At 66.8% G+C, this 24,299-nt stretch carries 29 protein-coding genes and 1 tRNA gene; 18 read left to right on the top strand and 12 right to left on the bottom strand.

All coding sequences use genetic code 11. The features are described from left to right. Positions 1-11 precede the first annotated feature (11 nt). Positions 12-710, top strand: a complete 699-nt coding sequence (locus V5A19_RS00735; RefSeq protein WP_332317852.1) for a DUF3047 domain-containing protein — start codon at positions 12-14, stop codon at positions 708-710. 15 nt (positions 711-725) lie between these two features. On the opposite strand, the gene V5A19_RS00730 is transcribed toward V5A19_RS00735, so the two are convergent. The 4 genes from V5A19_RS00730 to V5A19_RS00715 form a co-directional block, all read right to left on the bottom strand. Further along, a complete protein-coding gene (locus V5A19_RS00730) occupies positions 726-2,627 on the bottom strand; it encodes an ATP-binding cassette domain-containing protein (protein ID WP_443081403.1) in 1,902 nt (633 codons plus the stop codon). A gap of 89 nt (positions 2,628-2,716) precedes the next feature. Continuing rightward, on the bottom strand, positions 2,717-3,193 hold the full coding sequence (locus tag V5A19_RS00725) for a Slp family lipoprotein (RefSeq protein WP_332327669.1): 477 nt from the start codon (positions 3,191-3,193) through the stop codon (positions 2,717-2,719). Between the two features lie 14 nt (positions 3,194-3,207). Continuing rightward, positions 3,208-3,735 (bottom strand): Slp family lipoprotein, encoded by a 528-nt coding sequence (locus tag V5A19_RS00720; protein ID WP_332317849.1) that lies wholly within the window; start codon positions 3,733-3,735, stop codon positions 3,208-3,210. Between the two features lie 42 nt (positions 3,736-3,777). After that, positions 3,778-4,131 carry a DUF3301 domain-containing protein gene (locus V5A19_RS00715; protein ID WP_332317848.1) on the bottom strand — a complete coding sequence of 118 codons (354 nt, stop codon included), beginning with the start codon at positions 4,129-4,131 and terminating at the stop codon, positions 3,778-3,780. 110 nt (positions 4,132-4,241) lie between these two features. On the opposite strand from V5A19_RS00715, the gene V5A19_RS00710 reads away from it, so the two are divergent. After that, positions 4,242-4,538 (top strand): encapsulin-associated ferritin-like protein, encoded by a 297-nt coding sequence (locus tag V5A19_RS00710; RefSeq protein WP_332317846.1) that lies wholly within the window; start codon positions 4,242-4,244, stop codon positions 4,536-4,538. A 24-nt stretch (positions 4,539-4,562) separates the two neighbouring features. Continuing rightward, positions 4,563-5,123 carry a macro domain-containing protein gene (locus tag V5A19_RS00705; protein ID WP_332317845.1) on the top strand — a complete coding sequence of 187 codons (561 nt, stop codon included), beginning with the start codon at positions 4,563-4,565 and terminating at the stop codon, positions 5,121-5,123. Between the two features lie 101 nt (positions 5,124-5,224). Here V5A19_RS00705 and V5A19_RS00700 read toward each other — a convergent pair whose 3' ends face one another. The 6 genes from V5A19_RS00700 to V5A19_RS00675 form a co-directional block, all read right to left on the bottom strand. Then, the gene (locus V5A19_RS00700) at positions 5,225-6,592 is read right to left on the bottom strand and encodes a sigma 54-interacting transcriptional regulator (protein WP_332317844.1); all 1,368 of its coding nucleotides are present in this window, start codon (positions 6,590-6,592) and stop codon (positions 5,225-5,227) included. 22 nt (positions 6,593-6,614) lie between these two features. Beyond that, entirely contained in the window at positions 6,615-7,178 is a 564-nt protein-coding gene (locus V5A19_RS00695) for a hypothetical protein (protein ID WP_332317843.1), read from the bottom strand. 67 nt (positions 7,179-7,245) lie between these two features. Continuing rightward, entirely contained in the window at positions 7,246-8,376 is a 1,131-nt protein-coding gene (locus V5A19_RS00690) for a sensor histidine kinase (protein ID WP_332317842.1), read from the bottom strand. Next, positions 8,373-8,666 carry a hypothetical protein gene (locus tag V5A19_RS00685; RefSeq protein ID WP_332317841.1) on the bottom strand — a complete coding sequence of 98 codons (294 nt, stop codon included), beginning with the start codon at positions 8,664-8,666 and terminating at the stop codon, positions 8,373-8,375. The genes V5A19_RS00690 and V5A19_RS00685 overlap by 4 nt, the downstream gene beginning before the upstream one ends. Before the next feature lie 161 nt (positions 8,667-8,827). After that, positions 8,828-9,814 carry an L-histidine N(alpha)-methyltransferase gene (gene egtD, locus V5A19_RS00680; protein ID WP_332317840.1) on the bottom strand — a complete coding sequence of 329 codons (987 nt, stop codon included), beginning with the start codon at positions 9,812-9,814 and terminating at the stop codon, positions 8,828-8,830. A 32-nt stretch (positions 9,815-9,846) separates the two neighbouring features. Then, positions 9,847-11,031 carry a pyridoxal phosphate-dependent aminotransferase gene (locus V5A19_RS00675; protein ID WP_332317839.1) on the bottom strand — a complete coding sequence of 395 codons (1,185 nt, stop codon included), beginning with the start codon at positions 11,029-11,031 and terminating at the stop codon, positions 9,847-9,849. A gap of 229 nt (positions 11,032-11,260) precedes the next feature. Here V5A19_RS00675 and uvrB point away from each other — a divergent pair, with 229 nt between their 5' ends. The 4 genes from uvrB to V5A19_RS00655 all read left to right on the top strand — a co-directional run bounded on the left by uvrB (position 11,261) and on the right by V5A19_RS00655 (position 14,525). Further along, a complete protein-coding gene (gene uvrB / locus V5A19_RS00670; protein WP_332317838.1) occupies positions 11,261-13,270 on the top strand; it encodes an excinuclease ABC subunit UvrB in 2,010 nt (669 codons plus the stop codon). An 88-nt stretch (positions 13,271-13,358) separates the two neighbouring features. Further along, positions 13,359-13,847 carry a low molecular weight protein-tyrosine-phosphatase gene (locus V5A19_RS00665; protein WP_443081405.1) on the top strand — a complete coding sequence of 163 codons (489 nt, stop codon included), beginning with the start codon at positions 13,359-13,361 and terminating at the stop codon, positions 13,845-13,847. A 290-nt stretch (positions 13,848-14,137) separates the two neighbouring features. Continuing rightward, a tRNA-Ser gene (locus V5A19_RS00660) sits at positions 14,138-14,225 on the top strand. A 36-nt stretch (positions 14,226-14,261) separates the two neighbouring features. After that, entirely contained in the window at positions 14,262-14,525 is a 264-nt protein-coding gene (locus V5A19_RS00655) for a hypothetical protein (protein WP_332317836.1), read from the top strand. A 92-nt stretch (positions 14,526-14,617) separates the two neighbouring features. Here V5A19_RS00655 and V5A19_RS00650 read toward each other — a convergent pair whose 3' ends face one another. Continuing rightward, positions 14,618-14,953 (bottom strand): hypothetical protein, encoded by a 336-nt coding sequence (locus V5A19_RS00650; RefSeq protein WP_332317835.1) that lies wholly within the window; start codon positions 14,951-14,953, stop codon positions 14,618-14,620. Between the two features lie 155 nt (positions 14,954-15,108). Further along, entirely contained in the window at positions 15,109-15,990 is an 882-nt protein-coding gene (locus V5A19_RS00645; protein ID WP_332317834.1) for a DMT family transporter, read from the bottom strand. A gap of 92 nt (positions 15,991-16,082) precedes the next feature. On the opposite strand from V5A19_RS00645, the gene V5A19_RS00640 reads away from it, so the two are divergent. The 11 genes from V5A19_RS00640 to V5A19_RS00590 all read left to right on the top strand — a co-directional run bounded on the left by V5A19_RS00640 (position 16,083) and on the right by V5A19_RS00590 (position 24,149). Next, positions 16,083-16,397, top strand: coding sequence for an MTH1187 family thiamine-binding protein (locus V5A19_RS00640; RefSeq protein ID WP_332317833.1), 315 nt, complete (start codon positions 16,083-16,085; stop codon positions 16,395-16,397). A gap of 9 nt (positions 16,398-16,406) precedes the next feature. Beyond that, positions 16,407-16,730 (top strand): tetratricopeptide repeat protein, encoded by a 324-nt coding sequence (locus tag V5A19_RS00635; protein WP_332317832.1) that lies wholly within the window; start codon positions 16,407-16,409, stop codon positions 16,728-16,730. A 92-nt stretch (positions 16,731-16,822) separates the two neighbouring features. Then, the gene (cysM, locus tag V5A19_RS00630; protein ID WP_332317831.1) at positions 16,823-17,710 is read left to right on the top strand and encodes a cysteine synthase CysM; all 888 of its coding nucleotides are present in this window, start codon (positions 16,823-16,825) and stop codon (positions 17,708-17,710) included. Between the two features lie 32 nt (positions 17,711-17,742). After that, a complete protein-coding gene (locus V5A19_RS00625) occupies positions 17,743-19,239 on the top strand; it encodes a PepSY domain-containing protein (protein WP_332317830.1) in 1,497 nt (498 codons plus the stop codon). 20 nt (positions 19,240-19,259) lie between these two features. After that, entirely contained in the window at positions 19,260-19,397 is a 138-nt protein-coding gene (locus tag V5A19_RS00620) for a hypothetical protein (protein WP_332317829.1), read from the top strand. Between the two features lie 171 nt (positions 19,398-19,568). After that, positions 19,569-20,228 (top strand): chemotaxis protein CheB, encoded by a 660-nt coding sequence (locus V5A19_RS00615; RefSeq protein WP_332317828.1) that lies wholly within the window; start codon positions 19,569-19,571, stop codon positions 20,226-20,228. A gap of 45 nt (positions 20,229-20,273) precedes the next feature. Next, on the top strand, positions 20,274-20,882 hold the full coding sequence (locus tag V5A19_RS00610; RefSeq protein WP_332317827.1) for a CheR family methyltransferase: 609 nt from the start codon (positions 20,274-20,276) through the stop codon (positions 20,880-20,882). Next, a complete protein-coding gene (locus V5A19_RS00605; RefSeq protein ID WP_332317826.1) occupies positions 20,801-21,670 on the top strand; it encodes a CheR family methyltransferase in 870 nt (289 codons plus the stop codon). The genes V5A19_RS00610 and V5A19_RS00605 overlap by 82 nt, the downstream gene beginning before the upstream one ends. Next, positions 21,643-22,551 (top strand): PAS domain-containing protein, encoded by a 909-nt coding sequence (locus V5A19_RS00600; protein ID WP_332317825.1) that lies wholly within the window; start codon positions 21,643-21,645, stop codon positions 22,549-22,551. Before V5A19_RS00605 ends, V5A19_RS00600 begins: the two co-directional genes overlap by 28 nt. Then, a complete protein-coding gene (locus V5A19_RS00595; protein ID WP_332317824.1) occupies positions 22,548-23,306 on the top strand; it encodes a PAS domain-containing protein in 759 nt (252 codons plus the stop codon). The genes V5A19_RS00600 and V5A19_RS00595 overlap by 4 nt, the downstream gene beginning before the upstream one ends. 15 nt (positions 23,307-23,321) lie before the next feature. After that, on the top strand, positions 23,322-24,149 hold the full coding sequence (locus V5A19_RS00590; RefSeq protein WP_332317823.1) for a LuxR C-terminal-related transcriptional regulator: 828 nt from the start codon (positions 23,322-23,324) through the stop codon (positions 24,147-24,149). The last annotated feature ends 150 nt before the right edge of the window (positions 24,150-24,299 follow it).

The following is a 24,299-nucleotide window of genomic DNA, read 5'->3' as shown; positions in this document are numbered from 1 at the left end:
AAGGGAAGGTGATGTACCGCAAAAAGGCTACCAAATCACTGGGGCTCTGGGCCATTGGCTTCGCCTGGCGGGGTTTGACCGCCGGTATTCTGCTGACTGCAACTCTGGCCCTGCCAGCCGACCGGTTATGGGTGGGCCGTTTTTCCCAGGATGGGCTCGAAGCCTGGCAGGAGAAGGTCTTCGACGGCCATACCGCCTATCGGCTGGTAACCGAGGACGGCCGGGAGGTCGTGCGGGCCGACAGCAACGGTTCGGCCTCCGGGCTTTACCGGGAGATCAAGGTGGACCTCGACCGGACCCCGTATCTGGAGTGGTCCTGGAAGGTGGCCGCTGACCTGGGCAGCCCCGCAGAGCGCACCCGGGGCGGCGACGACTATCCGGCGCGGGTCTACGTGATCTTCTCGGGTGGGATCGCCTTCTGGCGAACGAAGACCATCAGCTATGTCTGGTCCAGTGCCCAGCCGCGGGGTACCACATGGAGCAGTGCGTATACCGATCAGGCCCGGATGGTTGCCGTCCGAGGCGAGGGCGCTGCAACCGGTCGCTGGCATCGCGAGCGCCGCGACGTGGCAGCCGACTACCGCGCATTGTTCGGAGGGGAGGCAGGGGAGGTCGATGCGGTCGCCGTGATGACCGACACCGACAATACCGGCAAGCGGGTGACCGCTTTCTACGGCGACATCCATTTTAGTCCCGGAACGGAGCCGTAGCTGATCCGATTTCGGCTAGCCGGCGGCCTCCTCCCATTCCTCGCTGGCGGCAAGCCAGGCGGCCTCCGTGTCTTCCAGCGCCTTTTTGACCTGGCCCTGCTCCTCGACCAGGCTCGCCAGTCGCTCCTTCTGGTCTTCGGCGTACAGGCCCGGATCGGCCAGGGTCTGGTCCAACCCTGCCTTGCGCCGGCTAAGCCGGTCCAGCTCCTTCTCGAGCCGCTGGATCTCCTTCTTGAGCGGCTGGAGCTGTTGCCGACGCTCGGCGGCTTCCCTGCGGCGCTGGCGGGGTTCCTCCCAGCTGGCCGGTTGCTGCTCCGCAGCGGGCTGCGGCCCCTGCTGGGGCGGTCGTTCGCGGGCAAGTAGCCACCGTTGGTAGTCCTCCAGGTCGCCGTCAAAGGCGTTTACCCCGCCGCCGTCCACCAGCCACAAGCGGTCGGTAACCGATCGCAGCAGGTGGCGGTCGTGGGAGACCGCCACCACGGCCCCGGTGTATTCCTGAAGGGCAAGGGTCAGGGCCCGCCGCATCTCCAGGTCCAGGTGGTTGGTGGGCTCGTCCAGCAGCAGCAGATTGGGCCGTCGGTAGACCAGCAGGGCCAGGGCCAGACGGGCCTTCTCTCCCCCGGAGAGCGGCTCCACCGCCGACAAGGCCAGGTCACCGGAGAAGCCAAAGCCGCCCAGGAAGTCCCGCAGCTGCTGCGGTTTGGCCGCGGGGTCAAGGCGCTTCAGGTGCTTCATGGGACTTGCCGTTGGGTCAAGATGGTCCACTTGGTGCTGGGCGAAATAGCCCACGGCCAAGCCCTGGTTGGGATTCCGAGATCCGGATTCGGGCTCGAGCTCACCGGAGAGAAGCCGGATCAGGGTGGACTTGCCGGCGCCGTTGGGCCCGAGCAGACCGAGGCGGTCGCCGGGGTATAGCTCCAGGTTGACGCCGCGAAGGATGGGCTCCTTGCCGTAGCCTGCCGCCACCCCCTTGAGGCCCAGCAAGGGCTGGGGCAGACGAGTCGGCTCGAGGAAGCTGAACTGGAAGGGGTCCTCGCCGTGGGCCGGAGCTACCTGCTCCATGCGCTCCAGGGCCTTGAGCCGGCTCTGGGCTTGACGGGCCTTGGAGGCCTGGGCCCGGAAGCGGTCCACGAAGCGCTGGATGCGAGCTATCTCCTTCTGCTGCTTCTCGTAGGCCGCCTGCCGTTGGGCCTGCTCCTCGGCGTACTGGGTCTCGAAATCCGAATAGCCCCCCTTGTAAAGGCGCAGATCGCCGCCACGGAAGTGGACGATGTGGCCCGCCACGGCGTCGAGGAAGTCCCGGTCGTGGGAAATCAGCAAAATGGTGCCGGGGTAGGCCGCCAGCCAATCCTGCAGGCGCAAAACGGCGTCCAGGTCCAGGTGGTTGGTGGGCTCGTCGAGCAGGAGCAGGTCGGCGCGGGCCATGAGAGTTCGCGCCAGATTCAGGCGGATGCGCCAGCCCCCGGAAAAGGCCGCCACCGGTCGCTCCTCCTCGCCCGGACCAAAGCCCAGGCCGTTCAGGAGACGGGCCGCCCGGGCCCGGGCGGTATAACCGTCGATGGCGTTGAGACGGCCGTGGAGCTCGCCCAGCCGAGAGCCGTCACCAGCGGCTTCGGCCTCCTCCAGCTCGGCCTCTAACCGCCGCAACTCGGTATCGCCGTCGAGGACGTACTCGATGGCGCGCTGATCGAGGGCGGGGACCTCCTGGGCCATCCAGGCCGCTTGCCAGTCCCGTGGCGTGGTAACGGAGCCGGTGTCGGTCTCCAGCTCCCCCCGAATAAGGGCGAACAAGCTGGATTTGCCGGTGCCGTTGGCCCCGACGATGCCCACCTTCTGACCAGCGTGGACGGAGAGATTGGCGCCATGAAGCAGCTCTTTGGCGCCCCGGCGCAGGGTAAGATTGGTCAATTGCAGCATGTGGGGGAGTCTAACAGGCGAGGCCAGCCAAGCCGATGCCCGCTAAACCGCTCTTCCGACCGAAGGGGATAGCTGACCCCGATCCGGGCTCAGTTGCCGAAAAGCACTCCGATGCCGAAATGGAAGCGGGGCTCCTGGCGGCGAGATTCCGCCTTGGGCCAGAGGTGGCTGTCCTCGATGCGCACAACCGGGTAGGTGTAGGTGGCCTCACCAACCCGCCCCGATTGCGTTCCGGTCAGGGTTCCGGCCACGGTGACCCGGCGTCCCTGGGCGTAGTCGGCGGTTTCCAGATAACCCTCCTTGACCGCCAGGAACCGGCGCTGGGGGGACTCGGTGGTGACCGGGTGCTGGCGTCCGTTCAGAGGATACCCCAGGATCTCCAACCGCGTGGTTTTTTCCCGGTTATGGGCGGCCACGATGACCCCGCCCCAAAGGACCCGGATGCCTTTCAGGCGGTCCATATCGGCAACCGCATCCTCGGGGGTGACGCTGAGCATGGTGTCGTTGGTATCGAAACGAGGCTGAGAAGCGCAAGCGGCCACCAGCAGGAGGGGAATTACGGCCAAGGCTAGACGCATCATCAGGGATACCAGTAGGGATGATGAGGTCCATAATAAGGGTACCAGTGGTCCCGATACCAGTAACGCGGTTTCGGACTTCGCTCCGGTTTGTCTTGGGGCCACAGATAGTGCTCCCGCACCTGCACCACCGGAAACCGGTAGGGGTAATCGCCGATGGGGTGGGTTTCGGGCTCGGCAAGCCTGCCGGTAACGGTAACCCGCCGCCCCTGGGAGTAGACGGCCGGGTCCAAAAAGCCCTCAACCTCGGCCAGGAAACGGCCGGCCGAGGCAGCTTCGGGACGAGGCCGCCCCTGGCTGGCCAGCGGCCGGGCGACCACCTCCAGGCGGGTATGTGCCTGTCGGTTATGGACCGCGGCGACGGTGCCACCCCACCGGATTTGGGCTCCCACATGGGCACCGGGCTCCTTTCGCACTTCGGCCGGCTCCGGTGACCTGGGTACCGGTTCCCGGATGGCCTCGGGAACCCTGCTGGCACAGCCGGCCACAAGGAGGGCTGTAGCCAGGCCCGCCAATACCCGGTTCACCATGGCTGCCTCCTCGCCGGGGGGCACCCCGGCGACCTGTTCCGTTTAGGCTCGAACCCCGTAGTCCCGCCCGGCTCCCGGCTCGATGATGGTCAACCCCTCCGGGAGGTCGAACTGGAGGGAATCCATCCGGGCGCCCAGGACCACGGCCCATCCGAGGTGGCGGGTATGGCCGTCGGGGGTAAACTCGAAGTTGTAGCGCCGCCTCAGGCGCACCCTTCCGGCCACGTCCCGTTCCACGCCCAGGCCGGAGAGCTCCACGGTCTCGTCCAGGAGCTCGACCCCAAGCTCCCGGCAGGCGCGCTTGGTGGCCCCCAGCGCCTGCTCCCGGGCGCGGAGACTGGTGGCCCAGAGGGCCAGGGTGGCGACGATTACGGCAAGGGCGATAGCTGTGGTCATTGGTCCAGGATAGGCCAATGTGGTCCGTTTGGGAGCCCCCGTTTCGTTGGTCACCGAGGGCAGTCCTGATAGATTGGAAGTCCGGCTTTCGAACTTGGAAGGAGCGACGCATGGCCAGTGAGGGATACCACGAGCCGGAAGGCCGACTCAGCGAAGAGGCCAAGGATATGCACCGGGCCATCGTTTCCCTGATGGAGGAGCTGGAGGCGGTGGATTGGTACCACCAGCGAGTGGAGGCGGCCCAGGATGATGAGCTCCGGGGGATCCTGGCCCACAACCGGGATGAGGAGAAGGAGCACGCGGCCATGGTTCTGGAGTGGATACGGCGGCGGGATCCCGATATGGATAAGGAGCTTCGAGAGCAGCTGTTTTCACAAGGGCCCATAACCGGGCATAACCACGATTGAAAGAAGGCCCTGGAGGGCGATCTCATGCGTATTTGCCTGGAGGATCGCTGCCTGGAGATCACGCGCGGTGACATCACTGCTCAACAAACGGACGCCGTGATCAATGCCGCCAACAAGGCCCTGGCGCCGGGAGGGGGGGTTGCCGGGGCCATTCATCGGGCGGCGGGTCCCAAGCTGTGGGAGGCCTGCCGGCCCCTGGGCGGTTGCGACACCGGGGAGGCCAAGATTACCAAGGGCTTCCAGCTCCCCGCGGATCACATCATCCATACCGTCGGCCCGGTCTATGGCGAGGATGAGTCCGCCGCCGAGCTTTTGGCCCGCTCTTACCGCGCCAGCCTCCACCTCGCCGACGACTATCAGCTAGGCTCGGTCGCCTTCCCGGCCCTATCCACCGGCGCCTTCGGCTATCCCTTGGAGGAGGCGGCGACCATCGCCGTGCCCACGCTGATGGCGACCCTGCCTCAGCTGGCTCATGTCCGGACCGCCCGGCTGGTCTTGCGCGGCCAGCGAGATTTCGATGTCCACGCCCAGATTGCCCGGGAGGAGGCCGAGGCCTCCGAGTGGGCGGTGGTTTCCGACACTTGAGCCCGCTGCTCCGCTAACGGGGGCCCGCAATGCCCTGTCGTCTCCACCCATCAATGGGAGCCCACATCGGATGGAACCTACAGTTACCCCCTTTTGGTCGCTCAGTTCTCCCGAGCCGATTGTTTGAACAGGGCGGGGTCGAGGTGGTGGCGGTTTAGCAGCTTGTAGAATTCGGTGCGATTGCGCTTCGCCAGCCGGGCTGCCTGGCTAACGTTACCGCCGCTCATCTGCAGAACCCGGATCAGATAGTCGCGCTCGAACTTGCTCCGGGCATCGGCAAAGGAGGGCAGGTCCTCGGGGTCCTCGTTGAGGGCCCGTTGGATCAGGTCCTCGGAGATGATTGGAGTGGGCGACAGAGTCACCACTTGCTCCACCACATTAAACAACTGGCGGACATTGCCCGGCCAGGGCGCCGAGACCAACCGTTCCATGGCCTCGGGAGCGAAGTCCTTGACCTCTTTGTCGTATTTCTCGGCGATCTGATGGAGAAAGTGACTGGCCAGCAAGGGAACATCCTCGCTGCGTTCGGATAGCGCCGGCAACTCCAGGGCCACCACATTGAGCCGGTAATAGAGGTCTTCCCGGAAGCGGCCCTCCGCCATTTCATCGGCTAGGTCGCAGTGGGTCGCGGTGATGATGCGAACATCCACGGGGGAGCCCTCGGTGGCGCCCACCGGGCGCACCAGGCGCTCCTGCAGGACCCGAAGCAGCTTGACCTGGAGGGCCAGCGGCATGTCGCCGATCTCGTCGAGGAACAGCGTGCCGCCGTCAGCGGTCTGGAACAAGCCCTTCTGGTCGGAGGTGGCCCCCGTGAAGGCGCCCTTCTTGTGGCCAAAGAGCTCGGACTCCAGCAGGGTTTCCGGAATAGCGCCGCAGTTGATGGCGACGAACGGTTTCCCGGCTCGCGGACTGGCCTTGTGGACGGCCTGTGCCAGGAGCTCCTTGCCCGTGCCGGAGTCGCCCTGGATGAACACGCTGGCATCGCTGTCCGCCACCATGCGCGCCCGACCGAGGACATCCTCCATGGCGGGGCTGCGCGTAATGATGTCGGAGCGCCACTCGGCCGCGGCATCCTCCTGCGGCGAAGGCTCGGAGCCGCCGGAGATGCTCAGGGCCTTTTCCAGCTGCTCCAACAGGGCGCTGCTGTCGAAAGGCTTGGTCAGGAAGCTGAATACGCCCCGCTTGGTGGCGGCAACGGCGTCCGGGATGGAGCCGTGAGCGGTAAGGATGATAACCGGCAGGGTGGGGTGCTGCTCCCGAATGTGATCGAACAGGGCCATGCCATCCATGCCGTCCATGCGCAGGTCGGTGATGACCAGATCGGGGCGCACGGCGGCAAGGTTGGCCAACGCTTCGTGGCCGCTTTCCACCGCGGCCACCTGGTACCCGGCGGATTTGAGACGGATGGAGAGCAGTCGCAACAGGCCGGGATCATCGTCCACCAGAAGGATGCGGTTGGAACGCTCCATGGCCATTACCAATGTTTAGGGGTCAGTTCCGCTGACGGATGCTGCGCTCGATATTCTTCAAAGCGTCGAGCTGTTTTTCCAGGGAATCGACCCGCTTTCTGAGTTTGTCACGCTCGTCTTCAACCGTGCGGTATCGCCGCGTGGCCCGAATTAGGTCTCGGGTCAGCTCATCCCGTTCGGCTTCCAGCTCTTCCCGCCGTTCCACCAACTGACCCCACTTGGAAACCAGTCGGTCTACCCGATTTTGCAGCCGAATCTGCCTGTCGAGCAACAGCGCCAGGTGGCCGAGGTAAGTATGGGCCTCGTCGCCGTTATTCAAACAAGGTTTTAGAACCTGACCCCCTTTCATCTCGCCAGCGGGACCGGATTCCGCCTGCATGACGAGCATGGCCAGACGAATTCGGTCGGGCTCGCACCGGTCTTCCCGCACCCAGTTGCGAAATCGCAGGTAGGTGGCCCGCCGGCTTTCGGGCTCCAGGGTCGCCGCATAATGGTAAAAGGCCAGCAGGTCGCCGGGCCCGTCGCCTGGGGGAGCCCTTCCAAGAGTAGCGCACGCCGTAAGGAGGGTCACCATCACCGTTGCCACGGCAGCCGGAGACGCCTTGCGGACCTTTGGGCTCAGGCGGCCACCCGGTCCTGCTCCATGGGTAAGGTTATCTGCACGTGGCCCCCCCCCGGTGCCCTTGACCGGTTACGACCCGGACGCTGCCCTCATGGGCAGTGACGTATTTCCGGGTGATGGACAGCCCCAGGCCAGAGCCGTTGACATGGCTTTCGCCCCGGTCCGGCCCCTGGAAGAAGGCATCGAAAACCCAGGGCGAATCTTGCTGCCTGATCCACGGGCCGCTGTCGTTGACATCGATCACCGCCTGGTTTTCCCGGCGTTTGGCGGTTATCCGGACGGAGCCTTGCTCCGGGGAGAACTTGATACCGTTGGCCATCAGATTGTCGATAACGGTCTTGAGCTTTTCCTCCTCGCCGGTAATCACCAGGTGGTCCACATCCAGTTCCAGGGCTAGCTCCTTGGCTATGATCGCTGGCTCATGGGATTCCACCACCTGCCGTACCAGAGCCAGCAGATCCACCTTGGCCAACCTGAGCTCGGGCGCCCCCTTTTGGACGTAGCTGAAGTTGACCAGATTCTCGATCAATTGCTGCAGCTGGGCGGTGCTTCGCCGGATGATGCGCACGATTTCCGACTGGTCCGAGTTAAACTCGCCCACCGAACGCTCGTCCATGAGCTCGGACCCCTCCCGGAAAGCCGTGAGGGGGGTTTTGAGCTCGTGCGAGACATGGCGCAAAAAGGGGGTATTTTCCTGCTCCAGCTCACCCAGCCGGCGCCGGAGCCAGTCGAGCCGATCCCCGACGTACTCCAGGTCCTGGGGGCCGGAAACCCGGACGGGCTGCCCGAAATCGCCCGCGCCGAACTGGCGGATGGAGTGGTCCACCTGGTGGATAGGACCGGCGATGAGGACCGTGAATACGCCGGCCGAGGCGAGGGAAAGGGGGATCAGAGAGGCGGCCAGCCAGAATAGCACCCGCTGATTGCGAGCAGCATCCCGGCGGAGGGTGTCCACCTCTTGATTGTTCAGGGCATTGCTGCGCCGGACAAGCTGTTCCGCCTTGGCATTTAGGCCCAGGAAGGTCGAAACCACCTCCCGCTGGTTGGCCGAGGTGGACTCCGCCGTCTGGAGGTGGTCGAAAAGGGCCTGTTCGGCCAGAACAAGCTCCCGGACCAGTCCGTATTGGGTGTCGCCGAGGGGCATGCCCTGGAGATCGGTCACGGTGGCTCGAAAGCGGTCATGGGCCTGTCGGAAGGCGGCGTGAAGGCCCTCATCTTGCAAAGCAGGTACTGCCGGCCGATGCGCTCCATGGTGGTGCTCTGACCGGTAACACGGTTTGCGTGCTCGGTTGCGCGCACCGCCTGATGCACCGCCTCCTTACTCTGGTCCGCCAGCCGACCCATGTGCACTGCACCGTAGACGAGAGCGGCGATCAGCGGCGCCGAGACCACGCCGAACCCATAAAGAATCAGCATGGGCAGGGATTTGGAGTGCTCGATACGAAAGGCCATGAGCCGCTTGTCCTCCCCCCTTGATTTGCCAGGATACCGGCAATCACCCCGCTGTCTGCTAGGGCAAAAACGGTAACCCCCATTGGCGCTAGCGACCGGAGCCCGCCGGCCCATTCATACCAGCCACCAAGCTCGACAGCCGGTTGGCCACCGGAATGCCATCAGCCGTGCTCGGATCCCTCGCCAGGAATCCGCAGGAGCTGGACGCTAAACCACCGGTCCGGGTCGGTCCATACCTCTTCCACCGTCCAGCCCGCCTCCTCTGCCAGGGCCTCGAACCCCGCCAAGGTGTATTTGTAGGAGCGCTCGGTGCGAAGGCTTTGGCCTAGGTCGAAGGGGATCTCCTGACCGCCAACGCGGACCGATTGCCGACGCAGGCTCAACAGGTGCATCTCGACGCAGCCCAGCTCCGCATTAAAGGTGGCCCGATGGACGAAGGCCTGCGGATCCAGGTCGGCCTCCAGCTCGTGCTGGAGGCGGGTAAGCAGGTTGCGATTGAAGGCCGCCGTAACCCCTTCGGGATCGTCATAGGCCCTTTCCAGGATGGCCGCGTCCTTGACCAGATCGACCCCGATCAGCAGCCCGCCGCCCGGTCCTACAAGATCGGCCAGCCGGGCCATAAAGGCCTGGGCATCGGGTGGATCGAAATTGCCGATAGTCGAGCCCGGAAAATAGAACAGGGTCCGGGCGAAGGGGGCTGCCGGGCGGGGCAGGGTGAAGGCTCGGGTATAATCGGCGCACAGCGGTACCACTTCCATATGGGGATACTGGGACCGGACGCGCTCGGCGGCATCCCCGAGGTGGTTCCGTGCGATCTCCACCGGGATGTAGGCGGCGGGTCGATCCAGGTGGTCCAGCAAGGCCCGGGTCTTATTGCTGCTGCCGCTGCCCAGCTCCACCACCAGGGCGTCGGGTCCGATCCGCTCCGCCATGGCTGGGCCCTGGGCTTCCAGTATGGCTAGCTCGGTTCGCGTGGGGTAATAGGCCTCCAGCTCGCAGATCCGATCGAAGAGCTCCGAGCCGCGCTGGTCGTAGAGGTATTTGGGCGACAGGGCGTAAGGGGCGCGGCTCAGGCCCGCCAGAACGTCGGCCAAGAACTCCTCGCGGTCCGGTACGGGGTCCGACTCGAATTCGGGGGAACGGGTCATGGCGCAGGTCTCGAAAGTGGCTTCCGGCGACTTCAGCCTGCCAGGGCCCGATGGAGCCGGTCCATGGCCTGGCGCAGGCTGTCCAGGTCGGTGGCGAAGGAAAGGCGCATGTAGCCCGGTGCGCCGAAGGCGCTGCCCGGGACCAGGGCCACACCGGCGGTATCCAGAAGATGGGTGGCAAGGGCCAGGTCGTCTTCCAGGCCCAAGGCCTTGAGGGCCTCATGGAAGGCGGGGAAAACGTAGAAGGCCCCCTCCGCCCGCCGGCAGGAGACATAGGGCAGGGTATTGAGGGCCTCTGCCACGTAATTGTGGCGCTCGCGGAAGGCATCCACCATGGGCTGGATCAGTGCGTCGTCGGCCTCTAAGGCGGCCAGGGCGGCGTGTTGGCTCACCGCCGCCGGATTGGAGGTGCTTTGCGACTGCAGCTTCTTCATGGCCCCGATCAGACCGCGCGGCCCACCGGCGTAGCCGATGCGCCAGCCTGTCATGGCGAAGGCCTTGGAGACGCCGTTGAGGACCACCGTACGCTGCTTGAGGTCCGGGGCCACGCTCAGGATATTGGCAAAGGGAAAGGCTCCGAGAAGGATCTTTTCGTAGATGTCGTCGGTCAGAATGACCAGCTGAGGTTGGTTGCGAATGACCGTCGCCAGGGCCTGCAGCTCGTCTTCGGTGTACACCGCACCGGTGGGGTTGGCCGGGCTGTTGAGGATCAGCAGCCGGCTGCGGTCGGAGAGGGCATTTTCCAGCTGGTGGGCGGTGATCTTGAACCCGGCGGTATCATCGGTGGGGATGGTCACCGGTTCGGCGCCGGCCAGCTTGACGATGTCCGGATAGCTAACCCAGTAAGGTCCCGGGATCACCGCCTCGTCGCCCTCCTGAAGCAGGGCCAGGGCGAGGTTAAATACCACCTGCTTGCCGCCGCAGGAGACCATGACCTCTTCCGGGGCGTAGCTCAGATCGTTATCCGCTCGGAACTTGTCGATAATGGCCCGCTTGAGGGCGGGGATGCCGTCCACCGGGGTATATTTGGTGTGCCCGGCCTCCGCCGCCTCAGCGGCCGCTCTCCGGATGGGCTCCGGTGTGGTGAAATCGGGCTCGCCCGCACCGAGGCCGATGATGTCCCGGCCCTGGTCCCGCAGCTCTGCAGCTCGGGCGGTAACGGCCAGGGTGGGCGAGGGCTGGATGCGCTGAACGCGGTCCGAAAGGCGAAGGTCCAAGGCGCGGCGACTCCGTGGGCAGGCATGGATTTCCGAGCCGCAAACCTAGCACAACTGCGCCCTAACCGCCATTTGGCAAGCCCCCTTAAGGACGGGTGGGCCGATGCCCGGTCGCCAAAAAAAGCCGATGAGGCCCAAGCGGCCGTGCCCATTCCGGGAACAGACCTGTACCCTGACAAGCCCGTTGTCCCTTAAAACTTAATACTTAAAACTGAAAACTTTCTTATCCATGCAAAGCAATCCCTTCCATCTCCAGAGTGCCTACGAGCCCAGCGGCGACCAGCCCACCGCCATCGAGGACCTGGTGACCGGATTCGAAGACGGCGAGGCCTTCCAGACCCTGCTGGGCGTTACCGGCTCGGGCAAGACCTACACCATGGCGCAGGTCATCGAGCGCCTGGGTCGGCCCGCGGTGATCATGGCCCCCAACAAGACCCTGGCCGCCCAGCTCTACGCCGAGTTCCGGGGGTTCTTCCCGGACAACGCCGTGGAGTACTTCGTCTCCTACTACGACTACTACCAGCCCGAGGCCTATGTCCCCTCTAGCGATACCTTCATCGAGAAGGACGCCTCCACCAACGAGCACATCGAGCAGATGCGGCTGTCGGCGACCAAGTCGCTGCTGGAGCGCGAGGACGCCATCATCGTGGCCTCGGTGTCCGCTATCTACGGTCTGGGCGACCCCAGCGCCTACCACGGCATGATCCTGCACCTGCGGGAAGGCGACCGGGTCGATCAGAAGGACGTCATCACCAAGCTCACCGAGATCCAGTACCAGCGCAACGAGACCGACCTGCGCCGCGGCACCTTCCGGGTGCGCGGCGATACCATCGAGGTGTTCCCGGCCGAGAACGAGGCCGAGGCGGTGCGCATCGAGATGTTCGACGACGAGGTGGACGGCCTGGCCACCTTCGATCCCCTCACCGGGGAGGTCACAGCCCGTCTGCCGCGCATCACGGTCTACCCCAAGACCCACTATGTGACCCCCAGGGCGAGGCTGTTGGAGGCCATCGAGCGGATTAAGGAAGAGCTCAAGGAGCGGCTGGAGTACCTGCGCTCGGAGAACCGTGAGCTTGAGGCCCAGCGCCTGGAGCAGCGCACCAAATTTGACATCGAGATGATGCAGGAACTGGGCTATTGCTCCGGCATCGAGAACTATTCACGCTACCTCTCCGGGCGCAACCCGGGCGAGCCGCCGCCGACGCTGCTGGACTACCTGCCCAATAACGCCCTCATGATCATCGACGAGTGCCACGTGACCATTCCCCAGATCGGGGGTATGTGCAAGGGCGACCTGTCGCGCAAACGAACCCTGGTGGACTACGGTTTCCGGCTGCCCTCCGCGCTGGACAACCGGCCGCTGAAATTCGAAGAGTTCGAGCGCCTCATGCCGCAGACGGTGTTCGTATCGGCCACGCCGGGTCCCTACGAGCGGGAGCACTCCGGCCAGGTTGCGGAGCAGATCGTGCGGCCCACCGGCCTAGTGGATCCGGCGGTGGAGGTGCGCCCGGCCACCAGCCAGGTGGAGGACCTGCTGTCGGAGGTCAACGAGCGTGTGGCGGCCGGCGAGCGCACCCTGGTGACGACCCTTACCAAGCGCATGGCCGAGGACCTGACCAGCTACCTGGAGGAGATGGGGGTGCGGGTGCGCTACATGCACTCCGATATCGATACTGTGGAGCGCTCGGAGATCATCCGGGACCTGCGGCTTGGCCGGTTCGATGTTTTGGTGGGGATCAACCTGCTGCGCGAGGGCCTGGATCTGCCCGAGGTCTCCCTGGTGGCCATCCTTGACGCCGACAAGGAGGGCTTCCTGCGCTCGGATCGCTCCCTGATCCAGACCATCGGCCGGGCTGCCCGCAACCTCCAGGGGACAGCCATCCTCTACGCCGACAACGAAACGGGCTCCATGCGCCGGGCCATCGATGAGACTGAACGCCGGCGCGATAAGCAGCAGGCCTACAATGAAGCCCACGGCATCACCCCGGAGACCGTGCAGAAGGAAATCGCGGATATTCTGGAGGGCGTCCCGGAGAAGGGCGGCTACACCGGCCCCGCCCCCAAGAAGACCGCGGAGGGCAAGGGGCCCTTCGATACCCTTTCGCCGGAGGAAGCGGATCGGGAGGTCAAACGCTTGCGCGACGAGATGTTCGAGAAGGCCCGCAATATGGAGTTCGAGGAAGCCGCCAAGCTCCGGGACCGGATCCAGGAACTGGAGACCCGGGCCCTGGGAGTGTGAAAACCGACCCAAGAAGCGGTGGCGGCGCAGCTATCGCCTTGGGCGTTAACCCAACAACCGGGAACCGATCATGACCGACCCAGCCCATCTGCGCATACTGGTTGTGTGTCTGGGCAACATCTGCCGCTCTCCCATGGCCCAGGGGATCCTGGCACGGAAGCTGGACGAGGCCGGATTGGGTGATCGGGTCCAGGTGGACAGCGCCGGAACCGGCGACTATCAGGTTGGCAAAGGGCCGGACGTCCGGGCCCGCATGTCGGCCGGCAGCCGCGGCTACGACCTCAGCCGCATGCGAGCACGGCAGGTGGAGGTGGTGGATTTCCGGCTCCACGACCTGATTCTCGCCACGGACCGCGGCAACCAGGCCGACCTGCAGGCATTGGCCCCGGATGCGGCGGACCGCCGCAAGGTTCGGCTTTTCCTGGAATACGCCTCCGGGAACCGTGACGAGGTGCCCGACCCCTATCAAGGCGATTGGTCGGATTTCGCCCTGGCCCTGGACCTCCTGGAAGCGGGAGCCGAAGGCCTGGTGGCGGCGATCCAGCGGGGGGATTGGGATCGCGGGGCCTCGGCCTAGGCGCCTGGGGCTCGGCGGCATGGGCTGCACCCCAGGATCCGGCTTCCTTGCTTCCCACCACGGCTTACGGGGGCAAGCAGCGTTTGGGCAGCCGTCGACACCGTGCCGGGCTGTAGGCTATCCTTGGCTGCCATCGAGCCAGCTAGGCTGTCCTTCATCAGGGACTTCCCGCCAATGGGAAGGTGGCGGAGGACGGCCTACCGGCTCCCCCTTGCCTAATCGGGCAACGACCCATTTGAGGGAGGCCCGCTAAAGCGCTCCCCCCTACCAATCTGGATCGGCTTGACTGAGGAGGGGTGGCAGAGTGGCCGAATGCGGCGGACTTGAAATCCGCTGACCCTTCGGGGTCCGGGGGTTCGAATCCCTCCCCCTCCGCCAATTTCCCGAACCGTTTCAGGGCACCAGGGGTAGGCCATGATCGAGGTGAACGCCGCAGGCGGTAACGAGTTCGAGGTTACGGTCAACCAGGGAGGTGCTCCGACCAAGCACCGGGTTGGCATGAGCCCTCAGCAGCAGGAGAAGCTATGCCCCGGTCGCTCCCCCGAGGAGTGTTTGGAGGCTGCCTTCCGCTTCCTGCTGGACCGTGAGCCAGCTCAGGCCATCCTGGGCCAATTCGATGTAATGGTGATCGCCAAGTATTTCCCGGAATTCGAGAGCAAGATCGGCGACTACCTGTAAAGCACACCCGTTACTCGCAAAAACGCCCCGGCCTGGAGCCGGGGCGTTTTTGCTCGAGGCGGGGAAAGCTCGAGAGCGAGGGCAGGCAGGGGTTACACCTCCACGTCGTGCTTCCAGAGGAAATTGCGGACCTCTTTTTGCTCCATTTCCTCGAGATAACTGAAGGGCCACATGGTGCTGGTATCGTCGACGCCGTCCTCGTAGGCCCGGCGCAGCGCCCACAGGTTGTTGTCGTGATCCCAGAATAACTCGATGAACGGCTCAGGCGGGGCGTGCTCATACTCTTCGGGCCACTCGCAGGTGTATTCCACCGGGGCTAGGCCGAACTCGTGGTACTGCTCGCGCGCCTCGGACTCCGGATAGGGGTTGTCGAACGGCATCCGGTCCCGGATGTGCTGGTTGATTTCCTCTTCGGTCGGGGTGGTCATGGCCGTGCCCTCCTTGGTTCGCCCCGATGGGGTGGACGGGTGAGTGATGGATGCGGGCCCTAAGTTCGGGGCGCCGGCCCGTGCCTTCAACCGGGCCTTGGGCGAAAAACCTTCCCATTAAGGTAACCCTCGGGCGGGTAGCCGGGAAAGCCCGCTCAGGCGGAGGCGCCGCTGGGCCTGCGGTGCTGGATGGCCAGGACCCCGGCCACCACGACCAGCAGGGTGCCCAGAACCGCCCACGGGCCGGGAACTTCCTCCCACCAGGCCCATCCCAGGGCCGCCGAGAAAAGCACCACGCTGTAGGTGAATGGACCCACCTGGGCGGCCGGGGCTAGGGCATAAGCTCGGGTCAGCAGGAGCTGGCCGCCGGTAGCGCTGGCCCCCATGCCGGCAAGAAGGCCCCATAGGGCCGGATCCGGTGTGCGCCAGGTCCACACCAGCGGCACTGCCGATATGATGGTGGAGATTACCCCAAAATAGAACACGATGCGGGTGGTGGGCTCGCTGTGGTGAAGGCGCCGGATGGTGACGAAGGAAACCGCCGCCAGCATACCCGCCGCCACCCCGATCAGGGCCGCCAGGTTGAGCCGCCCGCCGCCGGTGGGAAGGAACAGTCCTGGCTTGAGGATGAGGGCGATCCCCACAAACCCGATGGGAATAGCCCAGCGCAGCCTGCGCGGCACCGGCTCGCCCAGCCAAATGGCCGCGATAAACGGGATGAATAGCGGCGCCGAATAGTTGAGCAGGACGGCCGTTGCCAGCTCCAGGTGGCCCAGGGCAAAGAAGAAGCAGTACATGGCGGCGACACCGCTTAGGCCCCGGAAAAGGTGGAGGCCCGGCGCAGCGGTGGTCAGGCCCTGGAGCCCCCCGCGCATCAGCCACGGGCTTAGGGCGATCAGGCCCAGGGCGCTGCGGAAGAAGACCACCTCGGTATAGGGAAGCGCCGCCGAGGCCGCCTTGACGGTCGCCCCGGTCAGGGCAAACATGAAAGCGGAGGCGATGATCAGCGCCGCCGCCTGCTGAGGCCGATGGATCATGGATCGCTGCCGTTGGAGGCCGAAGAGGTGGGCGAGAGCGCTTTGTAAATGTACACCTACGCCGACCCAATCCCGGAATGGAGGAGACCCACATGGCCTACACGGTTAACTATTCGGTAATCCCGCTGACCCACGCCGATGGCCACGTGGGGGATTTGATCGCCCGGATCGTCGAGCGTATCGAGCAAAGCGGGCTGGATTACCGCCTTACCGCCATGGGCACGCAGATCGAGGGCGACCTCGACGCCATTTTCGAGCTCATCAAGGACTGTGAGCGCTTGGCCGAATCCGACAGCGAGCGTTTCTACACCGTGCTCACCATGGACTATCAGAAGGGGGCTACCGGTAGCCTCAGCGAAAAGGTGGAATCGGTGGACGAGCGCCTGGGCCATTCCACCCAGAAATAGGCCGATCCTTTGCCGCTGTCCGACGACGCCGACAAGGTTCGCCTGCTCCGGGAGGATGCCGAGGCCGGGGAGGCCCGAGCCCAGCGCCACCTGGCCAACCGTTATCTGCGCGGCAAAGGGGTCGAGGCGGATGCGGAACAGGCCGCACACTGGATGGGCCGGGCCGCCGAGGGTGGCCTGGCCACCGCCCAGCGCAGCTACGGCGAGTTCCTGGAGCAGGGCATCGGCATCGGCGTGGACACGGAAGCCGCCCGACGCTGGTACCGGCAAGCTGCCGAGCAGGGGGATCCCATGGCTCGGCAGCACCTGCAGCGCCTGAATGCGGCGGGTTAAGGCCGGAGTCACAGACGAGTCAAGGCCGCGGGGGCATGAACCCCCGGCCTCGGCCGCTTGCACCAACCCATCCCTTATCGGTTAACGCTCTAATGCCCAAGCTGGAAGCCCTGATCGGCAATACCCCCCTGTGTGAGCTGCGCCGGATCGGTCCCGCGGGCAAACCCGTCCGCCTGTTCATCAAGCTGGAAGGCGACAACCCGGCGGGTTCGGTCAAGGACCGTCCGGCACTGGCCATGATCCTGGGTGCCGAGGAGCGGAACGAGCTCTCGCCAGGGGACCGCATCATCGAGCCTACCTCGGGCAATACCGGCATCGCCCTGGCCATGGTTGCGGCGGTGCGCGGCTATGACCTGACCCTGGTGATGCCGGAAAACGCCAGCGAGGAGCGCAAGATGCTGATGCGGGCCTACGGCGCCCGGCTGGAGCTGACCCCCGCCGAGAAGAGCATGGAGGGGACCATCGACCGGGCCGGCGAGATGCTGGCCGATGATCCCGGGGCGGTGAAGCTCGACCAGTTCGCCAACCCCGACAATCCCCGGGCCCACTACGAGGGGACGGCCCCCGAGATCTGGCGCGATACCGGCGGCGAGATGACCCACTTCATCTCGGCCATGGGCACCACCGGGACCATCATGGGGTGCTCCCGATTCTTCAAGGAGACCGCCCCCGGGGTGCAAATTGTCGGGGCCCAGCCGGCGGAGGGCTCCCGGATTCCGGGCATCCGTGCCTGGCCCGAGGCCTATCTGCCCGGTATCTACGATCGCGACCGGGTGGACCGTATCCTGCGCGTGGAGCAATCCGAGGCCGAGGCCATGGCCCGCCGTTTGGCCCGCGAGGAAGGGCTGTTCCTTGGTCTTTCCGCCGGGGGGGCGGCTGTGGCCATGCAGAAGGTGGCCGAAGAGATCGGGCAGGGCACCCTGGTGGCGATCGGCTGCGACCGGGGGGACCGCTACCTGAGCACGGGCCTCTACGCCTGATTCCGAGGGCTTCGCAGCCGCCGGAAGGGCCCATGCCCCACACCCGAACCCTCCGGCCCTGGGTCAAGGGCCTGCTCCTGGCCCACCGCTACCTGGGGACCCTGCTGGCCCCGGTGTTCGCCGTGTGGTTCCTGTCGGGGTTGGTCACCGTCTTCGTGGCCTTCCCCGCCCACGACCGGCAGGACCGGATCGCTGCGGCGCCGCCGCCGCTGGCTGGCAAGGCCGCCGAGGTGGCGCCGGCCACTGCCTGGTCCCGGGGTGGCGGCGGGCCCGACCCCGATGCCGCGTGGGTGGTCCGCCGCTCCGACCGCCCGGTCTATAACTTCCAGACCCACGGCCGCTGGGGAAGCATCTTCGCCGACACCGGCGGGCGGGCCCCGCCCATCGGCCCGGCCGCCGCCGAGGATTTGGTAGCCGCCCGCACCGGTGCTGACAGCCCCCGCCATCTCGAGGGGCTGGAAGGGCCCGATCAGTGGACCTTCGACGCCCGGTACCGGGGCCATCGCCCCCTACACCGGGTGGCCCTGGAGGAGGGCCGCGGCACCGTGGCCTATCTCTCCGGACGCACCGGCGAGATCGTCCAGAAGGTGGCCCGGCCCGAGCGCTGGTGGGCCTACGCCGGCCCGGTGGCCCACCGCCTTTATCCCGCCTGGCTTCGCGCCAACCATGCCCTGTGGAAGGGCGTGGTGGTCACCCTGGCCGGCGCCGGGATCGTGGTGTGCCTGAGCGGTCTGGTCATCGGCCTGCTGGGGCTGATCCGGCGCCGGCCCTTGATCCCCTGGCGCTTCCACGGGGCCCAGGCCTGGCACCATTACCTCGGCCTGGTCTTCGGCCTGTTCGCTCTCGGGTGGAGCCTGAGCGGTATGCTGGCGGTGGACCCGTGGGGCTGGCCCGGTAATGGACCGGCCCTTCCCGAGGACCTGGCGCCCGGGGACGGGCTGGACCTGGCCGCCTTTACCCGCACGCCGTCGGAGGCTGTAACCGCCCTTAAGGGGAGCGGGTTGAGCCCCAGGGCCCTGGCGCTCGTCCAGGTCGGGGAGCGGCCCTGGTACGTGGCCCACGGCGCCGAAGGCGCCACCCGCCTGGTAGCCGCTCAAGGGCCGGTCGAGGTGCGAGGGCGGCTGGGCCGGGGCCCTCTGGTGGCCGCGGTAGAGCGCGTCTTGGGCCAAGGGGCGGTGGCCCGGGCGGAGTGGCTCCGCCGCCCTGACGCCTACTACTACCCGGGTCGCCGGGTCCGGCTGGGGGAGGAGCGCCTGCGCTGGCCGGTTCTGCGGGTCCGGCTGTACCGCCCGGAGGGCGCCCGGCTTTATCTCGACCCGCATACCGGGGAAGTGGCTCGGCGGGTGACCGACCCGCAGCGCTGGGACCGGTGGCTTCAGAGCGGTATCCATCACCTCGATCCGCCGGTACTGGCGGCGAACCGGGGATGGTGGTACGCCCTGGTCCTGGGGCTATTGGTGGGGGGCAGCCTGTTGGCCCTGAGCGGCCTTTATCTGGGCGGGCGATGGCTCCACGGTCGAGGGTATTAAAGGCGGATTCCCTGGCGCGGGTGAGAGCCGAGCTGGACGCCGTTGGTTTCGACGACCCCGAAACGGCCAGCCGGGTCCTGCTCGAGGTCCTGGAAAGCCGCATCACCGAAGGCGAGGCCGAGGAGGTCCGGCACATGCTCCCCGAGGAGATCCGGTAGCTGTGGCCGGGTTCCGCTGCCGGTTGAATGCGGGCCGGTTTCGGGGGCATCCTCCGTAAATCTTAGATCTCCGGGGTCGCCAGCCCTCCCCGAGCATGGGATAGTGGACGGCCGCCGGGCGGGCCGAGGGATCCCAGAAAGGACCCGATTCCCGAGCGCACAAGGTGCCCCATGCCCGTTGACGCCCCTGAGGTCACCCCGACCAGCGAACCAGTGACGGTGGTGGGCATCGGCGTCTCCGCCGGCTCCCTCGACCCATTGAGGGCGTTCCTCGCCGGCCTGCCGGCCGAGCCGGGGATGGCCTTCTTCGTCATCACCCACCATCCCCCCAGCCAGCCGAGTCTGCTGCCCGAGCTCCTGGCGGACCGGTCCCCGCTGCCGGTACGCGAGGCCATCGAGGGCCTGGCCGTGGCCGCGGACCACGTCTACGTGGCCCGCCCCGGTGGGGATTGGCTGCTCCGCGACGGCAAGCTGGTGCAGCAGACCCCGGAGGGGGAATCGGGGGCAGCGGCGGGGGCGGAAAAGAGCCCGGGTCCGCCCCATCCGGTGGACACCTTCTTCCGCTCCCTGGCCGCCGAGCAGGCATTCCGGTCCGTGGCCATCCTCCTGTCGGGAACGGGAAGCGACGGCACCCTGGGGATCAAGGTCATCCATTCCCAGGGCGGCATGGTCATGGCCCAGGACCCGGAAACCGCGGATTTCGACGGCATGCCGGCCAGGGCCATCGCCACCGGCATGGTGGATTACGCCCTCCACCCCCCCGGGGACATGCCCGCCGCGCTCGTCGCCTATGGGCGCACCGCCGCCGAGCAACGGACCGGGCCCGGCTAAGCGCCCCTGGCGGTCCCCGAGAGCACCCTCACCGAGATCCTGGATGTGGTCGGCGAGCGCACCGGGCAGGACTTCTCCGGCTACAAGCGCAGCACCCTGCTGAGGCGCCTGGAGCGGCGGATGACCGTCCATCGCCTGGAGGATCCGGCGGCGTACCTGGGCTACCTGCGGGACAATCCGGCCGAGAGCGATCTCCTGTTCAAGGAGATCCTCATCAGCGTCACCAACTTCTTCCGCGACCCCGAGGCGTGGGAGGTCCTCAGCCAGGACCCGCTGCGGGAACGGCTCGCCGCCGCTGCCGCCGGGGAGCGCGAATTCCGGGCCTGGGTGGTGGGCTGTGCCACCCGCGAGGAGGCCTACACCCTGGCCATCCTGGTACGGGAATGGCTGGACCGGTGGGGGTCCCCGCCCCCTGTGCGCATCTTCGCCACCGACGTGGACCAGGAGGCCATCGAGACGGCCCGTATCGGCCGCTATCCCAGCGGCATCGCCGAGGACGTCGGCCAGCAGCGCCTGACGCGGTTCTTCGTGGCCGAGAAGGGCGCCTATCGGGTCAGCCAGGCCCCCGCGACATGGTGGTCTTCGCCGAGCACAACGCCCTCCAGGACCCGCCGTTCACCTTCATGGACCTGGCCTCCTGCCGCAACCTCCTGATCTATCTGGAGCGGGACCTTCAAAACCGCCTGCTGCCGCTGTTCCGGTACGCCCTGCGGGAGCAGGGCGTCCTGTTCCTGGGACCCTCGGAGACCCCCGACGAGCTCACCGACGCCTTCCAGGGGGAGAACCGCGGCTGGCGTATCTACCGCAACAAGGCGCAGAAACAGGTCGGCCCCCTGCCGGAGATGCCCGTGCGCAAACGGGGCCAGGGCGCCACCGCCTTCCAGGGACCCGCGACGGCCCCCTCCGGCGGAGCCGGAGAGGCCTTCAGTCACAGCGTGGAGCGGCTTTTGGCCGTGCGCTTCGCGCCCCCGGCGGTGCTGGTCAATGACCGCGGCGAGGTCGTTTACATCCACGGCCGCACGGGGCAGTTCCTGGAGCCCGCCAGCGGACCGGCCCAGAACCAGCTGCTGGAGATGGCCCGACCCGGCCTGCGGGCGCCCTTGAGCCAGGCCCTGCGGGAGGTGGCCAGCGGCACCGCCGAGAGCGTGGAGCAGACCTGGAGGTCCAGACCAACGGCCGCAGCGAAGCAGTGCGGGTGGAGGTCCAGCGCATCCTCACGCCGCCGCCCCTGCGGGGCTTGCGGCTGGTGGCCTTCCGGCCATCGGAGCCGGGCGGGGAGGGCGCCGCCGCAGGCCACCCTCCGGAACCGGCGAGCGCGCCCGGAGAGTCCGCAGGGGCAGAGGCGGCTGAACCGGACAGCGGCGAGGCGGCGCGCCTGGAGCGGGAGCTGGAGACCACCCGCCTGGACAAGCAGGTGGCGGTGGAGGAGCCCCAGTCCCTGAACGAAGAGCTGCAGTCCATGAACGAGGAGCTGCAGAGCAGCAACGAGGAGCTGGAGGTCTCCAAGGAGGAGGTGGAGTCCCTCAACGAAGAGCTGCGCAGCGTCAACGTCGAGCTGGAGGCCCGGGTCAGCGAGCTCTCCGAGGCCAACGACGACCTCAAGAACCTCCTCGACAGCACCCAGATCGCCACCCTGTTCCTGGACGAGGACCTGCGGGTCAAGCGCTTTACCGAGACCGCCCGCAACCTGATCGCCCTGCGGGAAACCGACGTCGGCCGGCCGGTGTCGGAGATGAGCACCGATCTGCGCTACCAGGATCTGACCGCCGACGGCGAGGAGGTCCTACGGACCCTGAGCCCCAAGGAGGTGGAGGTCCAGACCCACGCCGGCCACTGGTACCTGCTCCGGATCCTCCCCTACCGGACCACCCAGAATGTCATCAAGGGGCTGGTCTGCACCTTCCAGGACATCCAGAGCGCCAAGCGCCTGGAGCGCGGCGAGGCCTTCTTCCGGGCCATCCTGGAGACGGTGCGGGAGCCGCTGCTGGTGCTGGACCCCGATCTGCGGGTGGTGTCCGCCAATGACAGCTTCTACCGGGCCTTCCCCCTGACCCCCGCGGCGGTGGAGGGCGCGTCCCTGTTCGAGCTGGGCGAGGGGCAATGGGACCACCCCGAGCTGCGCTCCCTGCTGGAGGAGGTTCTGCCGGCGCAGCAGAGCTTCCGGGATTTCGAGCTCGCCGCCGATTTCGGGGAGCAGGGGCCCGCGCGACTGCTCCTCAATGGCCGCAGGCTGGCGAAGGAGACCGAGGGCGAAACGATGATCCTGCTCGCCATGGACCTCGCCGAAGCACCCACCGGCACCCCAGGAGAAGCCGATCAATGACCAAGGATTCCAGCGGCGATCGTCCCTGGCTCGATCCCGATCTGCGGGAGAAGGGGCGGCGGCGGCTGAGGCGGAGCCATCCCCGCCTCGAGGACCTGGAAAGCGAGGAGACCCGGGAGCTTGTGGAGGACTTCGAGCTCCACCGAGCCGAGCTGTGGGTCCAGAACGAGGAGCTGCGCGAGGCCCAGGCGGAGCTTACCCGTACCCGGGATGCCTATCGCGACCTGTTCGAGCGGGCCCCGGTGGGCTACCTCATCCTCGACGGCAAGGGGCGCATCAAGCAGGCCAACCTGCGTACCGAGGACCTCCTGGACGCCCCCCGCACCCGGGTGGAGGGCGCCGACTTCGCCGATTTCGTGGCGCCGGCGGACCAGGACGCCTGGTTCCTGTTCCGGCGCTCGCTGGCTCCGGACATGGGCCGGCTGGTGGAGGAGCTGACCCTGGCGGACGGCGCCCCGGATCCGGAGCGCGTGGTGCGCATAGAGGCGGTGGTGGCCCCCGAAACCGATCCCGACGATCCGCGCTTCCGCTTCGCCCTGTTCGACGTCACCCAGCGCCGCCAGGCGGAGCGGGCCCTGCAGCGCGAGCGGGATCACCTGGAGAAGCGGGTGGCCGAGCGCACCCGCGAGCTGCGGGCGGCATGGGCCCAGCGCGAGCGGTTTCTGGAGAGCCTGGGCGAGGGCGTGATGGCGTTCGACCGGCAGGGACGGATCACCTTCGTCAATCCCATGGCCCTGGAGCTGCTGGGCTACTAGTCGGCGGACCCGCTCTTGGGGCGAGACGCCTCCGAGGCCCTGGCACGCCCCCAGGACGAGGCGCCCCGAGGGGGCCGGGGTCTCTGGTCGGTGCGGGGCATCATCGAGTCGGGCTCCCCCAAGCTGGGTTACGAGGACCGGTTCTGCCGGGCCAATGACCAAACGCTGCCGGTGGAGGTCTTCGCCTCCCCCATGGAAGGCAATTACGGCGGCGTCGAGGGCGCCGTGCTCGCCTTCGCCGACATCACCGAGCGCCGGGAGCGGGAGCAGCAGGCCCGGTGGGACGGCGAGGCCATCCGCCAGGCCCTGGCCGATACCGGCCTGGCCCACTGGAGCTGGGACCTGATCAACGATCGTCACCACTGGTCGGAGGCGCTGTACCGGCTTCTGGGGCTGGAGCCCGGTTCCGTCCCGGCTTCCTTGGAGACCCTAAGCGAGCGGCTGCATCCCGACGACGCCGACACCTTCCGGGAGGCCGGGGAGCGTGCCCAAAAGGGCGAGGTCCCCCTCCTGCTGGATATCCGGGTCCAGCATCCCGACGGCGGCGAGCGCACCCTGGGGCTGCAGGGATCGGTGGGACGCAATCCCGACGGCGAGATCGTGCCCCTATCCGGCATCGCCCAGGATGTTACCGACGCCCCCGACCCGGGGCAGCCGATCAACCTGGAGGCGCTGACCCTGCGCGAGCGGGAGGTCCTGAGCAAGCTGGCCCGGGGCCTGACCACCAAGGAGGTGGCGCGGGGGTTGGGCGTGAGTCCCCGAACCGTGGAGGAGCACCGGGCCCGGATCATGGACAAGCTCCGGGTGCGCTCCTTCGCCGAGTTCATCCCACTGCCGCGCTAGCCTTCCCGGCAAGGACGCTCCGACCGGCTTGAAAACGCCCCGTATTTACCCGGATAGTCCGCCGGGCCCAATACGCACAATATAGGCAGGGTCACCAATAACCAGGGCGCAACGCCCAGGAGAGAGCGACCCATGCCATCCTTCGCCGCT

The organism is Thiohalorhabdus sp., assembly GCF_036628635.1.
GTDB lineage: Bacteria > Pseudomonadota > Gammaproteobacteria > Thiohalorhabdales > Thiohalorhabdaceae > Thiohalorhabdus.
Note: the sequence above shows the minus strand (reverse complement) of the source record. Positions and strands in the feature narration are given on the sequence as shown.